Source organism: Streptomyces sp. Ag82_O1-12 (assembly GCF_900182715.1).
Taxonomy (GTDB): Bacteria; Actinomycetota; Actinomycetes; order Streptomycetales; family Streptomycetaceae; genus Streptomyces; species Streptomyces massasporeus.
Genome location: NZ_FXUW01000001.1, coordinates 5,526,566 through 5,542,454, shown reverse-complemented (window position 1 = coordinate 5,542,454; position 15,889 = coordinate 5,526,566). Strand labels below are relative to the sequence as shown.

The window sequence follows — 15,889 nt, the reverse complement described above, 5'->3', positions numbered from 1 at the left end:
GGCCTGAACCATTCGCTCTACAGCGGCAGGACGTACGTACACCGGATTTTCACTCCGGCACCGCGAGTTCGAACCACACGGTCTTGCCCGCGGCGCCGGGCCGGGTGCCCCAGCGGCGGGAGGAGGAGGCCACCAGATGCAGTCCGCGGCCGCTCTCGTCCTCGAGGCGGGCGGCGCGTTCGCGGGGCGGGTCCGGCAGCGGGTCGGAGACCTCGACCAGGAGGACACCACCCCGGCCCGACGGGCGTACCAGGCGCACCCCGATGGGGCCCGTGGCGTGCCGCAGGGCGTTGGTGACCAGCTCACTCACCAGCAGCGCGGCGAGGTCGGCGAGGCTGTCGAGGCCCCAGCGCCGGAGTTGGGCGCGCACGGCCTGGCGGGCGGTGCGCACGGCTCCCGGGTCGGCGGGAAAGGTCCACCCGGCGCAGTCACCTTCGGTGTCGATCACGCCGATCACTTCCCAGGCAGGAGCCCCGCCCATGTCCGGTTTCATGGGGTTAATGGCCACATACCCGATATCCGGGGTGGAGTATCGCGCGGGGCGGCGCACTGTGGCACGAAAGGCGTAGGGAGCGCCCCTACGGGCGGTGCGATGCAGGCCGCACGCCCCCGGTCGGCTTCAGGCGCCGGGCGCTTGCGGCCCGCCGGAGCCGGGGCCGTACGAGGCGAGGCCCTCCACGGCTCCCAGGTGCGCGAGGGTCTGCCGTACGGCCGGGACGTCCTGGTCGAGCCAGGGCACGTCCCAGATCTCGTCGAGGCCGAGCCAGCGCAGTTCGTCGTGGTCCTGGAGGGGTTCGGGGGCTGCGGAGCCGGGTCGCAGCCGGGCGGTCCACACATGCAGGACGTACGGCGCCCTGAGGGGCCACTCCCCCGGGACGCGCCCGCCCACCTCGGCGTCGACGCCGAGTTCCTCGCGCAACTCCCGCGCGAGCGCCGCGTCGGCCGCCTCCCCGGGCTCGACCTTGCCGCCGGGCAGCTCCCAGCGCCCGGCCAGCTCCACGGGCGCGCTGCGCCGGGCGGCCAGCAGCCGCCCGTCCTCGACCAGTGCGGCCCCCACGACGATCCGCTCACTCATGCGGGGAGCCTACGGGAGCCCCGCCGGCTGCCGGGGTCCACCGGGGTCCACCGGGGCCCTTCACGATGGTCGGTCGTGCGCCCCTCACGATGGTCGGTCGTGGACCCCTCATGAGGGTCAGTCGTGCGCCACGGCCGACCCGCTCTGACCGAGCCGCTCGACCCAGTACAGCTGTTTGTGGCCGCGACCGTCGAGGCTGTCCGCGATCTTCTGGGCCTCGGCCCGGGTCGCGTACCGGCCCACGCGGTAGCGGTTGCCGTTGTCGTCCTCTCGTATCACGAGCCAGGGAAGAGTGACCGTGCTGTCGTTCATCGCGCCCCTCCGCTTCCCGCCCGCGGCCTGTTCCGTGCCCCACCCGCCAAGGAAACCGCAATGCGCATATGCCCGACCCTACGCCTAACCTTTACGCAGCGAACACGGCTTTTCACAAAGAGGTACGCAACCAGCCAGAACGCAGGGGGCGCACGCCGACGAACGCGCCGTCGGCGCACCTCGGCGCAACCGGTCCGGGACATACCGCAGAGGTGAGCGACGACCTGCGCGAACGACGGCGGGTCGCGGGGCACGCGCCGCCCCGGCCCAGGGCCCTCCGCACGGCGACCGTGTGAGCGGGGCGCGCGGGGTGCGCGCCGCGGGGCGGATGTGAGCGTTCGCTACTTGACCGGAAGGTGGTAGGCGACCCGGTACCGGTCGGCCGGAACGACCACGTCGGCCGTCTCGACGGGGCGGCCGGAGGCGTAGAACGTGCGCTGGACGACCAGGACGACATGGCCCGGTACGCCGCCCAGGACGAGCAGCTCCTCGGCGAGGCCGGGGCGGGCGCCGACCTCCTCCGTGACGTTGTCCACGATCACGTCGATGGCGCGCATCCGCTCGACGACGCCCATGCCGCCGACCGGGCCCTCCTCCGGCAGCATCACGGGCGTACGCCCCGTGACGGTGAGGGGTTCCCAGGACGTGGAGAGCATCATCGCCTCGCCGCCCTCGCGGTAGAGGTACCGCGTGCACATGACCCGCTCGCCCGGCTCGATGCCCAGCCGCTCGGCGACCGCGACGCTCGCCTCGGACTGCTCGCTGCTGGACTCCCAGGTGCCGCGGCCCTCGCCGTCGGCCTGCTCCTGGCGGAACGGGGTGGCGCCTCCGGTCGGGCGGTAGCCGGAGCGGGAGATGCGCCGGGGCACGGGCCGCTCGCGCACATACGTCCCCGAGCCGGAGCGGCCCTCGACCAGGCCTTCCGCCATGAGCACCTTGCGGGCCTCCAGCGCGACCGTGTCCGAGACCCCGTACTCCTGGCGGATTCTGGCCTGGGAGGGGAGGCGGGTGTGCGGTGGCAGCTGACCGTCGACGATCTTCTTGCGGAGATCACCCGCGACGCGCAGGTACGCCGGCTGCTCACCGAATGTCACTGGCCGCTCCCATCAGGTTGTACAGACAGCAACAGCGTGGCAACCGTAGGTTGTGCGATGCAAGCAAAGGCCAGAGAATCACTCGATGTGATGACAGAAGGGTCCTGAGGGCTTTACGCAGGCAGTTTCTCCCCGCTATGGCCGCCGTCACACCTGCGCTTCGGAGGTGCCTCTCTCGTCCTCCCCCGAGGCGGGCGGCGTCACCCCCAGGGCGAGGGCCTTGCGCGCCGTGACGGTGGCCGGGCCGTCCACGGATCCGTACGCCTTGTCGTAGTGCGCGAAGTAGGTGTCCACGTCGCGGGCGGTGCTCGCCCCGCGCCACTCCTCCCGGGCGCCCTCCATGTCCTCGACCAGGTCGGCGAGGGGCTTGCGGGCGCCGGCCGGCCAGGAGTGCCCGCGCAGGGCCTCGATCTGCTCGCCGAGCACGTCGTGGACCTGGCCGGCCCAGGCCCGGTGGGCGGCGAGGTCGTCCTCGGGGCTCTTCTCGGGCTCCTCGTAGAGCGCCGTGTCGAGGGCGTTGGCCGTCGAGAGGAAGACGACCTGGTCGGTGTCGAGGGTGGTGGGGTCGGTGCGCAGGGAACCGGTCAGCTCGGCCTTCGCCTCGGCGCCGCCGAAGAGGCAGGTGATCGCGCGGTCGCCGAAGCGCCAGCTCACCCGGGACGGCAGCAGGTAGTACACGTCGACATCGGACGGCATCGCCCAGGTGTCCATCGCGTACTGGTCCTGGAGGGCGTAGCACTTCTCGTCGGCGATGTCGGTGGTCTTCGCGTCGCCCGGGAAGGCGCCGCCGGGCAGGGTGACGACCGCGAACACCTCGGCGTCGTGCCGGCCCTCGCACGGCACCCGGTCGACGTCGTAGGTGTCCCCCTCCAGCCCGCCGGGCGCGTCGAAGCAGTCGCCCTTGTCCAGCGACAGGACCTCGTCGCCCCGTCGCGCGCCGTCCTTGAACCCCTCCCAGACCTCGGACGCGGCGCCCGTGGACAGCACGGCCGCCCACAGCACGATCCCGACGGCCGACAGCACGGCCCCCGCGATCGCCAGCCCCCGCCCGCTCTGCCCGGACCGCCGGATCTGCCACAACGCGATCAGCCCCAGCACGAGCCCGGCGGCGGGCAGGAAGCAGAGCACGCCGAGCACGAGGGCGGCGACGGCGAGGGCGTTGACGGAGACCGGGGTGCCGTACGGCCGCCCCGCGGGGTCGTACGGGCCGTATGCCTGCGGCCCGTTGGCCGGGGGCGGGCCGTACGGGCCCGGGGGCCGCTGGTTCCCGGGGGGCGGGGGTATCGACACGGGTACGGTGCTCCTGGCTGTGGCGGTGGGCGGGTCCGTCGTACGGCTGGGCGCATCGTAGGGGGCGGAGCGACGGGGGCGGAGCGACGGGGGCGGAACGCGGTCGATGCACGCGGCGATACGGGCGGCGAACCGGTTGACGGCCCGCCGGGCGCCGGAGGTCCGCGCGGGCACGGTGTTCTCGGCGGCGGGGGTCTGGCCACTGCCGGCGCTCCGCGCGGACGGGGCGGCGGGCGTGGCCCGCGAGGAGCGGTGCTGCTCGACCCGCTCGCGGTGCGCTCCCTGCCGGTGCCCGCGTTGATGATCGGCACCGGGCCCCGGGCGTAGTGACCGAGCCCGCCGGAGCCCGGATGGGGGCGGGGCCGGTACTCCCTCCGCGCTCTGGCCCGCCGGAGCCCGGATGGGGGCGGGGCCGGTACTCCCTCCGGCTGAACCGCCGGCGGCGCCCGTGTCGTGCATCCGCCGAGGGCCCCGGACGGGAAGTGTTCGCGTCAGGGCCGGCCGTGATCCGACAGCACGGCGACGGTGTCGGAGGACGGAGGCACGACCATGACGACGGACGGGCAGCGGCTGCACTGCCTGGTCACCGGGGCGTCCGGCTACATCGGCGGACGCCTGGTGCCGGAACTGCTGCAGGAGGGCCACCGCGTCCGGTGCCTCGCCCGCTCCCCCGGCAAGCTCCGCGACCACCCCTGGGCGGCGCACACCGAGACCGTGCGGGGGGACGTCACCGACCCGGAGTCGCTCGCGTCCGCGATGCGCGGCATCGACGTCGCCTACTACCTGGTGCACGCCCTCGGCTCCGGCTCCCGCTTCGAGGACACCGACCGCGCCGCCGCCCGGATCTTCGCCGAGCAGGCCCGGACCGCCGGCGTACGGCGGATCGTCTACCTCGGCGGGCTCACGCCGCGCGGCGTCCCCGAGGAGTCGCTCTCGCCGCATCTGCGGTCCCGGGCCGAGGTGGGGCAGATCTTCCTCGACTCGCCGGTGCCCGCGACCGTGCTGCGCGCCGCCGTCGTCATCGGCTCGGGTTCGGCGTCGTTCGAGATGCTGCGCTACCTCACCGAACGCCTGCCCGTCATGGTCACCCCCAGCTGGGTGCACACCCGCACCCAGCCCATCGGGGTACGGGACGTGCTGCGCTACCTCGTCGGGTCGGCCACCATGCCGGACGACGTCGACCGGGCCTTCGACATCGGCGGGCCGGACGTCCTCACCTACCGCGACATGATGCGGCGCTACGCCGCCGTCGCCGGACTGCGGCGGCGGTTCATCGTGCCGGTCCCGGTCCTCACTCCACGGCTGTCCAGCCACTGGGTCGGCCTGGTCACCCCGGTGCCCGCCTCCCTGGCCCGGCCGCTGACCGAGTCGCTGCGGCACGAGGTCGTCTGCCACGAGCACGACATCGCCCGCTACGTGCCCGACATCCCGGGGCGGCCCCTGCCGTTCGACGAGGCGCTGGCCCTGGCGCTGCGCCGGGTGCGGGAGGCGCAGGTCTCCACGCGCTGGTCCTCCGCCTCGGTGCCCGGGGCGCCCAGCGACCCGCTGCCCACCGACCCCGACTGGGCGGGCGGCAGCCTCTACCAGGACGAACGGCAGCGGCCGGTCGACGCGTCCCGGGCCGCGCTGTGGAAGGTGGTCGAGGGCATCGGCGGCGACAACGGCTGGTACTCATCCCCGCTGGCCTGGGCGGCCCGGGGCTGGCTGGACCGGTTCGCGGGCGGGGTCGGGCTGCGCCGCGGCCGGCGGGACACCGAGCGGCTGAGGGTCGGCGACTCGCTGGACTTCTGGCGGGTCGAGGAGATCGAACCGGGTCGTCTGCTGCGGCTGCGCGCGGAGATGCGGCTGCCCGGCCTCGCCTGGCTGGAGATGTACGCCGAGACCGACGACGAGGGCCGCACCCGCTACCGGCAGCGCGCCCTGTTCCACCCGCGCGGCCTGCTGGGCCACGCCTACTGGTGGAGCGTCGCCCCGTTCCACTCCGCCGTGTTCGGCGGCATGGCGCGCAACATCGCGCGGGCGGCGGCCGAGGGCACGAGCGGACGCCGGAGCGCCTCGCGCATCCGAGGGGCCCGTGAGCGGCGAAGTGTCCGAAAGCGACGAACGCAATCCGCACCACCGCACCAGGAGTGACGCCATGACCGTCGCGGTCGTCCTGTTCACCTCGGACCTGCGTCTGCACGACCATCCGCCCCTGCACGCGGCGCTGAAGGCGGCCGACGAGGTGGTGCCCCTGTTCGTCCGCGACCCCGCCGTCCACGCCGTGGGGTTCGACGTGCCCAACCGCGCGGCGTTCCTCGCCGACTGCCTGGCCGACCTCGACTCCTCGCTGCGCCGGCGCGGCGGGCGGCTGGTCGTGCGCACCGGGCCGGTCGCCCGGGAGGTCCGCGCGGTCGCCGCCGCGTGCGGTGCCGGCGAGGTGCACATGGCCGCGGGAGTCACCGGCTTCGCCCACCGTCGTGAGGAGCGGCTGCGCGAGGAACTCGACGCGGACGGTGTCGCGCTGCGGGTGCACGACCGCGTGATCACCGCCGTCGCGCCGGGGGCCGTGACCCCCCTGGGCTCGGACCACTTCGCCGTCTTCACGCCGTACCTGCGCCGCTGGTCCAAGGAGCCGCTGCGCGACCCTCTGCCCGCCCCGCGTGCCGTGCGGGTCCCCGAGGCGGTGCGCGGCGAGGAGCTGCCGTCCCGCGCCGGGGTGGCGGACGTGTCGGCGGATCTCCCGGCGGGCGGCGAGTCGGCGGGGCGCGACAGGTTCGCACGGTGGGCGGACACCGGCCTGGCCCGCTACGAGGAACGGCACGACGACCTGGCCGGTGACGCGACCTCACGCCTGTCGCCGTACCTGCACTTCGGGGCGCTGTCGCCGGTGGAGGTGGTCCGGCGGGCCCGGGCGAAGGGCGGCACCGGGGCGGAGGCGTTCGTCCGTCAGCTGTGCTGGCGCGACTTCCACCACCAGGTCCTCGCGGCCCGGCCCGAGGCGTCGGTCCGGGACTACCGCTCCCGGGGCGACCGGTGGCGGGGCGAGGAGGACGCCGCCGAGGAGATCGCCGCGTGGCGGGAGGGACGCACCGGCTACCCGGTGGTCGACGCGGGCATGCGCCAGCTGCGCCACGAGGGCTGGATGCACAACCGGGCCCGGCTGCTGGTGGCGAGCTTCCTCACCAAGACGCTGTACGTGGACTGGCGGATCGGTGCCCGGCACTTCCTGCGGTTCCTCGTCGACGGCGACCTCGTCAACAACCAGCTGAACTGGCAGTGGGTCGCCGGCACCGGCACCGACACCCGCCCCCACCGCGTCCTCAACCCCGTCCTCCAGGGCAAGCGCTACGACCCGGACGGCGCCTACGTACGCCGCTGGGTGCCCGAACTGGCCGACATCGGCGGCGCCGCGGTGCACGAGCCCTGGCGGCTGCCGGAGGACGAGCGGGCCCGGCTGGACTATCCGGCGCCGCTGGTCGATCTCGGCGAGGGCCTAGCCCGCTTCCGGCAGGCCCGGGGCCGCGACTGAGAGCGCGGTTCACGGCCGAGGGCCCGGTTCACGGTCGAGAGCCCGCCATCCGGCGCATCCGAAACGCCTCTGTCCGGGGAAGCACTGATGTGCGGAAGACCGGAAGCGAGAAGGGGTTGCGCATGCTTGGACCGCGGCCGACGGTGGCCGGACCGGCGGAGCCGAACCACGCCCCGCTCACCGCTCCCGAGGCCACCCGCGCCATGGAGGCGGTCCTGGAGCGGGTGCTGGAGGCGCGGCTGCGGCAGGCCCGCGACACCGACGCGGTGTTCGCCGCCGACATGGCCGAGCGTCTCGCCGCGTACGTCCGGCGGGGCGGCAAGCGGCTGCGTACGGCGTTCGTGTGGTGCGGCTGGCGGGCCGCGGGCGGCTCGGGCGACGCGAGCGCGGTCCTGCGCACGGGGGCCGCCCTCGAACTGCTCCAGGCCTGCGCCCTCATCCACGACGACGTGATGGACGGCTCACCGCTGCGCCGGGGCGCCCCCGCGATGCACGTGGACTTCGCCCACGAACACCCGGCCGGCGGGTCCGCCGAGCCGCCCCACGGACACCCGGCCGACCACACCGGCGAAACCCCCCAGCCGACCCACGAACACCCCACCGACCACACCGGAGGAACCCCCGAGTCGTTCGGGGCGTCGGCGGCCGTGCTCGTGGGTGACCTGGCGCTGGCGTGGGCGGACGACCTGCTCACCGAGACGGCGCTCGCCTCGCCGCAGGGCCCGCGGCTGTTCGAGGAGTGGCGGGCCATGCGCACCGAGATGGTCGCCGGGCAGTACCGCGACCTGCGCGCGCAGGCGAGCGGCTCGTCCGGTGCCGAGGAGGCGCTGACCATCGCCGTGCTGAAGAGCGCCCGGTACACGGTCGCGCGGCCCCTGGCGCTGGGCGCGTCGCTGGCCGGGGCCGACGCTCGCACCCTGGGCGCGCTGCGAGCCGCCGGCCGGTGCGCGGGGCTGGCCTTCCAGCTGCGCGACGACCTCCTCGGCGCGTTCGGGGACCCGGCGCTGACCGGCAAACCGGCCGACGAGGACCTGCGCGCCCGCAAGCTCACCCCGCTCCTCGCCGTCGCCGTCCGGCTCGCGGAGACCACCGGCGACCGGGACGCCGCCGCCGTGCTCGCCCCCGACGCGGACGCCCGGCCCGGGCACTCCGTGGAGCGGATGCGGGCGGCGCTGGAGCGGACGGGTGCCCGGGCCGAGGTGGAGGCGAGGATCGCCGACCTGGCGGCCTCCGGGCTGCGGCATTTCGCGGCGACCGGGGCCGCCCCCGGCGTACGGCGGGAGTTCGCCACGCTGGTCGAGCGGGCCTCGGGCGTCGCCCCGCGGCAGGCGGAGGAGCTCGTATGAAGACGGTGGCGGGGCCGACGGACCATGTCGTCGTGGTGGGCGCCGGCCTGTCCGGGCTCGCCTGCGCCCTGCATCTGCTGGGCGCAGGCCGCAGGGTCACCCTCGTCGAACGGGACGACGGCCCGGGCGGAAGGGCCGGGCGGCTGCGGCTCGGCGACTACCTGGTGGACACCGGGCCCACCGTGCTGACGATGCCTCATCTGGCCGACGAGGCGTTCGCGGCCGTCGGCGAGAGCCTCGACCGGCACGTCGAGCTGCTGCCTCTGCACCCCGCCTACCGGGCGGGCTTCGCGGACGGGACCTCGCTCGACGTGCACACCGACGGCGACGCCATGGAGGCGGAGGTGCGGCGTTTCGCGGGACCGGCGGAGGCGGCGGGTTACCGCAGGCTGCGGGAGTGGCTGGAGCGGCTGTACCGGGCGCAGATGCGCCGCTTCATCGACACCAACTTCGACTCGCCGCTCCAGCTGGCGCACCCGGACCTGTTCCGGCTGGCGGCGCTCGGCGGTTTCGGGCGCCTCGACGGCGCGATCGGCCGCTTCCTCTCCGACGCCCGTCTGCGCCGCGTCTTCTCCTTCCAGGCCCTCTACGCCGGGGTGGCACCGGCCCGGGCGCTGGCGGCCTACGCGGTGATCGCCTACATGGACACCGTGGCCGGCGTCTGGTTCCCCAAGGGCGGCATGCACGCGCTGCCCCGCGCGATGGCGGACGTGGCCGCCGGGGCCGGTGCCGAACTGCGCTGGTCGGCCGAGGTGAGCGCGCTGGAACGCCCGGCGGACCGGGTGCGGGCCGTCCGCCTCGCCTCGGGCGAGCGCATCCCGTGCGACGCGGTGGTGCTGACCTGCGAACTGCCCGCCGCACACCGGCTGCTGGGCCGGGCACCCCGGCGTCCGGTACAGCTGCGGCACTCGCCGTCCGCGGTGCTCCTGCACGCGGGGACCGACCGCACCTGGCCCCACCTCGCCCACCACACCCTGTCCTTCGGCGGCGCCTGGGAGCGCACCTTCGACGAACTGACCCGCTCGGGAACGCTGATGAGCGACCCGTCCCTGCTGATCACCCGCCCGACGACGCACGACGCCTCCCTGGCGCCGCCGGGCCGCCACCTCCACTACGTCCTGGCGCCCTGCCCCAACACCGCCGTCGGCCCGTCCGCCACGGCCTGGCGCGACCTGGGCCCGCGCTACCGCGACACCCTGGTCGCCGAGCTGGAACGCCGCGGCCTCGACGGGTTCGGCGACAGCATCCAGAAGGAACAGCTGGTGACCCCCCTCGACTGGACGGCCCAGGGCCACGCGGCGGGCAGCCCCTTCTCCGTCTCCCACACCTTCGCCCAGACCGGTCCCTTCCGGCCACGCAACCTCGTCCGCGGCGTGGACAACGTGGTGCTCGCGGGCTGCGGGACCACACCCGGTGTCGGCGTACCGACCGTGCTCATCAGCGGGAAACTCGCCGCCGCCCGCGTCACCGGGGGCCGCACCCGGGCGAGCCGGCCCCCGGACCGCCGCCCGACCACCCCGACCGGAGCAGGTGCCCATGACCCGTCGTGAACTGGACGCCGCCGGGATCACCGACCCCGGCCTGCGCACCGACTACGGCGTGTGCCGGCGGCTCAACGCCCGGCACGGCCGGACCTACTTCCTGGCCACGCGCCTGCTGCCGCTGGAACGCCGTTCCGCGGTGCACGCGCTGTACGGCTTCGCCCGCTGGGCCGACGACATCGTCGACGACCTGGACCGTCGTCTGGCCCCCGACGAGCGGGACCTGCTGCTGAAGCGGCTGGAGGGCGACCTCGCGCACGCGCTGCGCACCGGCGGCGGGACCGAACCGGTGGTCCGGGCCGTGGCCGACACCGCCGACCGTTACGGCATCGAGGTGGACCTGTTCGCCGACTTCCTGGCCTCGATGCGCGCCGACCTCACCGTCACGGACTACCCGACCTACGCCGACCTGCGGGCCTACATGCACGGCTCGGCCGCGGTGATCGGCCTGCAGATGCTGCCCGTGCTCGGCACGGTCGTCCCGCGCGAGGAGGCGGCACCGCACGCGGCGGCCCTCGGCGTGGCGTTCCAGCTGACCAACTTCCTGCGGGACGTGGGCGAGGACCTCGACCGCGGTCGCGTCTACCTGCCCGCCGACCTGCTCGCCGCCCACGGCGTGGACCGTCCGCTCCTGGAGTGGAGCAGGCGCAGCGGCCGCGGCGACCCGCGCATCCGGGCGGCGCTCGTCGCCGCCGAGGCCCTGACCAGGGACGTGTACCGGGACGCGGAACCGGGCATCGCGATGCTCGACCCGCGGGTACGCCCCTGCATCAGGACCGCGTTCACGCTGTACGGCGGCATCCTCGACGCGATCGCCCGGCACGACTACACCGTGCTGCACCGCCGGGCGGTGGTACCCCGCCGACGGCGGGCGGCCACCGCCGCGGCCGGTGTCCTCGAGGTGGCTCGCGCGCGGTGGCAGGCGCCGTCCGCGGCGGACCACGCCGCACTGGAACGGAAGGGACCGGGCCGTGGCTGACCGGGCGGACAAGGCACGCTGGACCTCACCGCTGCGGCGGCGCCGCGGCCCCGGCTGGGCGGAGCAGACACCGACCTGGCGCGCGGCCCGGCCGGCGCTGATCGCCGACACCCTCACACGCGCGTCCGCCCGGCCCTCCGGCAACTGGTTCGTGGCCGGCGCCTCCCGGGAGGTTCGCCCGGGCAGCCCCTGCGGCAGGACCGTCGGCGGTGTCGAAGTGGTGCTGTGGCGCTCGCGGTCGGGCGACCTCCGGGCCGGCCCCGGGGCGTGCCCGCACCTCGGCGCACCCCTGCGGGACAGCCGGGTGGTGTGCGGCACGCTGGTGTGCCACTGGCACGGCCTGGCCCTGGACGGCACCGCGTTCGCCGACTGGCGGCCGTACCCCGCCCACGACGACGGGGTGCTGGTGTGGGTACGGCTGGACGCGGTCGGCGGTGAGGAGCCGACGGAGCGGCCCGTGGTCCCGGACCGTCCCGCACCGGGCAGCGGGGTGGACGCCGTGTACACGGCGGTCGGGCGGTGCGAACCGCAGGACGTGGTGGCCAACCGGCTCGACCCGTGGCACGGCTCCTGGTTCCACCCGTACTCCTTCGTCGATCTGACGGTCGTGAGGGAGCCGCGGGGCGACGAGGACGACCAGGGCGACGCCTTCGAGGTGGACGTCTCCTTCCGGGTGGCGGGCCGTCTGGTGGTGCCCGTACGGGCCGAGTTCGCCGCGCCGGAGCCGCGCACCGTCGTCATGCGCATCACCGGCGGCGAGGGCGCCACGTCCGTGGTGGAGACCCATGCCACGCCGCTGACCGCCGCGGACGCGCAGCGGCCGCGGACGGCCGTGATCGAGGCGGTCGTCGCCGCTTCGGACCGGCGCGGCTTCGCCCTGGCCCGGGCCGCGGCCCCCGTACTGCGCCCCCTGATGCGGCGCACCGCCGGGCGCCTGTGGCGCGACGACCTCGCCTACGCCGAGAGGCGCTGGGAGTTGCGCAGCAGCGGGCGGTTTCCCGGGTGACACGACCCCGCCGGACGGGCCTGCGCTGAGCGGCCCGGGTCCGTCCGGCGGCCCCGCGTCACCGGCGTACCCGACGCTCCGCGAGCGCGGCGAGTGCCCGCAGCACCCGGGAGCGGCCCGCTCGCGGCACGGTCCACAACACCTGGCCGCGCACACCCCACCCGGCGAGCAACGCGTTGGACGCCAGGAAGCCGGTGGTGGCGGCGCGTTCCATCAGGGCCACGGGCAGGTCGCAGCGCAGCCCGTCGCCGGCCAGCGTCAGCCATGGGTGCGGGGTCCGCACGGTGGGGCGCCGGTGGTGGGTGCCGACCGGGAAGAGCGGGCAGTCCGAGCGCCACTCGTGCCGGGCGTCGACGACGCGCGCCTCCCGGGTCTCCGGGTAGATTTGCCGCAACTGCCCGAGCAGCGCGTCCTGCACGCCCTCCCGGTCCGCGCCCGGTCCGACGGCGTAGGCGTGCAGTTCCACGACCGAACCGGTGTTCTTCGCGGCCCAGCGGGCGGCCTCGCCCTCGTAGCGTTCCAGGACGCTGATGTTGTCGAGGCCGTCGTAGCCGCTGGTGCCGAGGAAGCCGGGGCGGTCGGCGTGGACCGGCCGGTCGAGCCAGAGCCGCGAGACGAGGAACGGCGGTGCGGTGCGCAGGGCGGCGATGCCGTCGCGCCAGGGGGCGGTGCCCAGGCCGGGCGAGGCGGCGACGACCCCGCGCAGTCCCCCGGTGTCGAGGGCGAGCACCACCGCGTCGTGCCGGTCGGTGCCGGTGCCGGTGCGCACCTCGGCGCCGCCGGTGCCGACGGGCTCCACGCCGAGCACGGCCGTGCCGGTGCGGACGGTCGCGCCGAGGCGCTGGAGGTAGTCGCCGAGCGGCTCCCACAGGGCCTGGGGGAAGGGCTCGTCGGGCACGTCGAAGAGCAGCCCCTCGGAGGAGCCGAGGAAGTAGATGTGGAACATCAGCATCAGTTCGGCGGCGGACAGTTCGCGCGGGTCGGCGAAGAAGCTGCGCGAGAACACCTCGAAGGCCAGGTGGTGCGCGGCCTCGGGGAAGCGGACGCGCTCCAGGAATGCGGTCGCGCTGATCCGGTCGAAGCGCGTGTACACGTCGGGCACGCGCACGTCCGTCAGCGGCAGTGCCGCCCGCGCGTCCAGGGCGGCGAGGTCGCGGCGGCCGAAGGTGGGGCTGAGGGCGACGAAGCCGAGGGCGCTGAGGGGCGGGGTGCGCGGGACGCGGGCGAAGCTGTCGGTCAGTCCGCCGCTGTGCCTCAGGGGGTAGTCGGGCAGCGGGGTGAGGCGGCTGAGGGCGGGGTCGGTGCGCCGTAGCAGGCCGCGCAGGTTGTAGTACTGGCGGAAGAAGGCGTGGAAGCCGCGGCTCATGGTCACCTCGGTGCCGTCGGCCAGCCGGGTGGGGTGCCCGGCGAGGCGACCACCGAGGGCGTCCTCGCGTTCGTAGAGGGTCACCCGGGCGCCGCGTTCGGCCAGTCCGGTGGCCGCGGCGAGTCCGGCGATGCCGCCGCCCACCACGGCGACGGACGGCGCGTCCCCGGGCGCGAACCGGTCCCGGCCGGGCGCGGGCATCAGGACCTCGGCCTTGCGGTCCCGCCCGCGGCGGGCGGCCCCACGGGTGCTCATCGGGCGGTCTCCCCCGCCGTGGCCACGAAGGTGTGCGTGATGCCGGTCTGCCAGCCGGCGAGGGGCAGGGCCCGCGCGCCCGTGAATCCGGCGCGGGTGAGCCGCCCGGTGAACTCGGCGGCGGTGTCGAAGTCGAGCACGCTGTGCCACAGGTGCCGGTACAGGGCCCGGTCTCCGGTGAGCGTGCCCGCCGGGATGATCACCCCTTGGCACACGGCCGTCCACAGCGCCCGGTGCGCGGGCGAGCCGCCGAGGCTGTACTCGTGGACGGCGAGGCGCCCGCCCGGCCGCAGCAGGGTCCGCACCGTGCCGAGGACGCCGTCCGGGTCGGAGACGTTGCGGAACAGGTAGGCGGCGAAGACCGCGTCGAAGGGGCCTTCGCCGGTCGTCGGCAGTTCCTCGGCGCTCAGGTGGAGGAAGCGCACACCGTCGGGCCACGGCTTGGCCCGTGCCTGCCGCAGCATGCCCGCGGAGGCGTCCACCGCGGTGATCCGCGCCCGGGGTGCGGCCCGCAGCAGGGCCCGGGTGGAGGCACCGGTGCCGCAGCCGAGATCGAGCAGGTGCAGACCGGCCCCATCCCTGGGGAGCCGGAGCCGGCGGGCCGAGCGCAGCAGGTCGGTCCGGTAGCCGGGGCTGAGGCCGGTGAGGCGGTCGTAGGTGCGGGACGCGTGGTCGAAGGCGTGGGCCAGGTCGCGGTCGCGCAGCAGGGTCATCGGGGGCTCTCTCCGGTTCCTGGGGCGGGGTGGGGGCGGCGGGGCAGGAAGGGCACTTCGAGTGCGGTGCGGAGCATCGGGCCGACGGGGGTGCGCAGTCCGATGCCCCACTCCTCCCGGACCGAGGTGGCTCCGTCGAGGAAGCGCAGCAGGCGCTGAGGGGGCGTACGGCGGAACAGGCCGGTGAAGAACGCGGGGCCGTCGATCCGCCCGGTGTCCAGGGCCCGAAGCAACACCGCGTCCATGGCGAGCGCCCGGCGTCCGTGCGGTGCGGGCACGGTGCCGCGGCCGTCCCGCAGGGCGGCGGCGATGGCCCGGCTCTGGCGCTGTACGGCCGCGAAGGTGTAGCCGGTGGCGGGGCGGGTCGCACCGCCCGCCGTCCCGATGCGGAAGACGGCCGCTCCGACCCGCCTGGGGAAGCGGGCGTCGGTCATGGGGATGACGCCCTGCTCGGCCGTGTCCACGGTGAACTCGCCCAGGCGCAGCACCTCGCGGGCGTAGTGGCCGAGCGCCGCTTCGTAGGCCGCGGTGGTCAGCGGGGTCCGGGAGAACTCGGTGTACTCGACCAGCGCCTGGTCCGGGGCCAGCGGCAGGACGTAGCCGAAGGCGAGCCCGTGCCGCGGCTGGGGGACCCGGAAGTCCATGAGGTCGGCGACCGCCGGGTCGAACCGGTCGGCGCGGGTGCGCAGGAACCAGCCGCGGAAGTGCTGCAACAGCCGCGTCCGGGCCGGGGGCAGGGCGCGCAGGGGCCGCGAGTCGAACACGTACCGGGAGCGCAGCGTCAGCGTGCGGCCGTCGGCCGCGGTGCAGCGGACCTCCGCGCCGCCGGGGACGTCGCGCACGGTGTCCGCCGTCGCGCGCAGCAGCCGTCCGCCGGGCGACCGGGCCAGCCGCGCGTGCACCAGCCGTTCGAACGCCGTGGACCGCACCATGCGGTAGCGGGAGGGGGCCGGATCTACGGTGAGCGGGCTGCCGTCGGGCCCGTGCACCCGCAGCAGGGGCCAGGTGGCGGTGACCGCCTCGTCGAGATCGTCGTCGCCTCCGCCGGCAGCGTCGCCGTCACCGTGGTCCCAGTAGCACCAGGTCCGCTCCGCAGGGCGCGCGGGACCGTCCGGCGGCTCCACCACGGTCACGGTCGCCACGCCGGTCTCGACCAGCCGGTGCGCGAGGCTGAGACCGGCGGCTCCGCCCCCGACGACCACCACGTCCGACGTGCCGACGGGCCCCTGGCTCACCGGGCCCACCACGCGCCGCTCATCTCCGTACCCCGCTCCCGGCCACCCGACCGGTCGACTGTGTGTTGAGTTCCGTCACCGCTTCGGGCCGACGGCCGTGTTCGGATGCAGCCGGCCTGGGGGCATCCGACGGGACGGTTGGGTGGAGTCGGCCGGGGCGCATCCG

General features: G+C 75.3%; 14 protein-coding genes. 6 read left to right on the top strand and 8 right to left on the bottom strand.

All coding sequences use genetic code 11. The features are described 5' to 3' along the window. Positions 1-49: 49 nt before the first annotated feature. The 5 genes from QOL88_RS25585 to QOL88_RS25565 form a co-directional block, all read right to left on the bottom strand. A complete protein-coding gene (locus QOL88_RS25585; RefSeq protein ID WP_179878959.1) occupies positions 50-493 on the bottom strand; it encodes an ATP-binding protein in 444 nt (147 codons plus the stop codon). 126 nt (positions 494-619) lie between these two features. After that, positions 620-1,075: a (deoxy)nucleoside triphosphate pyrophosphohydrolase gene (locus QOL88_RS25580; RefSeq protein WP_097219972.1), complete on the bottom strand. Its 456-nt coding sequence runs from the start codon at positions 1,073-1,075 to the stop codon at positions 620-622. Between the two features lie 117 nt (positions 1,076-1,192). Then, positions 1,193-1,387, bottom strand: a complete 195-nt coding sequence (locus tag QOL88_RS25575; protein ID WP_097219970.1) for an SPOR domain-containing protein — start codon at positions 1,385-1,387, stop codon at positions 1,193-1,195. Positions 1,388-1,728: 341 nt separating this feature from the next. Beyond that, positions 1,729-2,481, bottom strand: a complete 753-nt coding sequence (locus tag QOL88_RS25570; protein WP_097219967.1) for a GntR family transcriptional regulator — start codon at positions 2,479-2,481, stop codon at positions 1,729-1,731. Positions 2,482-2,628: 147 nt separating this feature from the next. Then, positions 2,629-3,771, bottom strand: a complete 1,143-nt coding sequence (locus QOL88_RS25565; RefSeq protein ID WP_097219965.1) for a DUF4190 domain-containing protein — start codon at positions 3,769-3,771, stop codon at positions 2,629-2,631. Between the two features lie 549 nt (positions 3,772-4,320). Here QOL88_RS25565 and QOL88_RS25555 point away from each other — a divergent pair. From QOL88_RS25555 to QOL88_RS25530, 6 genes are all read left to right on the top strand, one after another. Next, positions 4,321-5,904, top strand: a complete 1,584-nt coding sequence (locus tag QOL88_RS25555) for an SDR family oxidoreductase (RefSeq protein WP_097219962.1) — start codon at positions 4,321-4,323, stop codon at positions 5,902-5,904. A 4-nt stretch (positions 5,905-5,908) separates the two neighbouring features. Then, complete coding sequence (locus QOL88_RS25550) at positions 5,909-7,282, top strand: cryptochrome/photolyase family protein (protein WP_097219959.1); 1,374 nt, start codon at positions 5,909-5,911, stop codon at positions 7,280-7,282. Between the two features lie 122 nt (positions 7,283-7,404). Further along, a complete protein-coding gene (locus QOL88_RS25545) occupies positions 7,405-8,628 on the top strand; it encodes a polyprenyl synthetase family protein (protein ID WP_097223185.1) in 1,224 nt (407 codons plus the stop codon). Then, positions 8,625-10,178 carry a phytoene desaturase gene (locus QOL88_RS25540; protein ID WP_097219957.1) on the top strand — a complete coding sequence of 518 codons (1,554 nt, stop codon included), beginning with the start codon at positions 8,625-8,627 and terminating at the stop codon, positions 10,176-10,178. The genes QOL88_RS25545 and QOL88_RS25540 overlap by 4 nt, the downstream gene beginning before the upstream one ends. Next, positions 10,165-11,148, top strand: coding sequence for a phytoene/squalene synthase family protein (locus QOL88_RS25535; protein ID WP_097219954.1), 984 nt, complete (start codon positions 10,165-10,167; stop codon positions 11,146-11,148). Before QOL88_RS25540 ends, QOL88_RS25535 begins: the two co-directional genes overlap by 14 nt. After that, the gene (locus QOL88_RS25530) at positions 11,141-12,154 is read left to right on the top strand and encodes a Rieske (2Fe-2S) protein (protein ID WP_257027893.1); all 1,014 of its coding nucleotides are present in this window, start codon (positions 11,141-11,143) and stop codon (positions 12,152-12,154) included. The genes QOL88_RS25535 and QOL88_RS25530 overlap by 8 nt, the downstream gene beginning before the upstream one ends. Before the next feature lie 58 nt (positions 12,155-12,212). Here the strand turns inward: QOL88_RS25530 and QOL88_RS25525 are convergent, their stop codons facing one another. Genes QOL88_RS25525 through QOL88_RS25515 form a run of 3 tightly spaced genes read right to left on the bottom strand, consistent with a single transcriptional unit; the run spans position 12,213 to position 15,723 of the window. Then, a complete protein-coding gene (locus QOL88_RS25525) occupies positions 12,213-13,775 on the bottom strand; it encodes an FAD-dependent oxidoreductase (protein WP_097219951.1) in 1,563 nt (520 codons plus the stop codon). Next, complete coding sequence (locus tag QOL88_RS25520; protein WP_097219948.1) at positions 13,772-14,488, bottom strand: class I SAM-dependent methyltransferase; 717 nt, start codon at positions 14,486-14,488, stop codon at positions 13,772-13,774. The genes QOL88_RS25525 and QOL88_RS25520 overlap by 4 nt, the downstream gene beginning before the upstream one ends. Continuing rightward, entirely contained in the window at positions 14,485-15,723 is a 1,239-nt protein-coding gene (locus QOL88_RS25515) for a lycopene cyclase family protein (RefSeq protein WP_097223183.1), read from the bottom strand. Before QOL88_RS25515 ends, QOL88_RS25520 begins: the two co-directional genes overlap by 4 nt. Positions 15,724-15,889 lie beyond the last annotated feature (166 nt).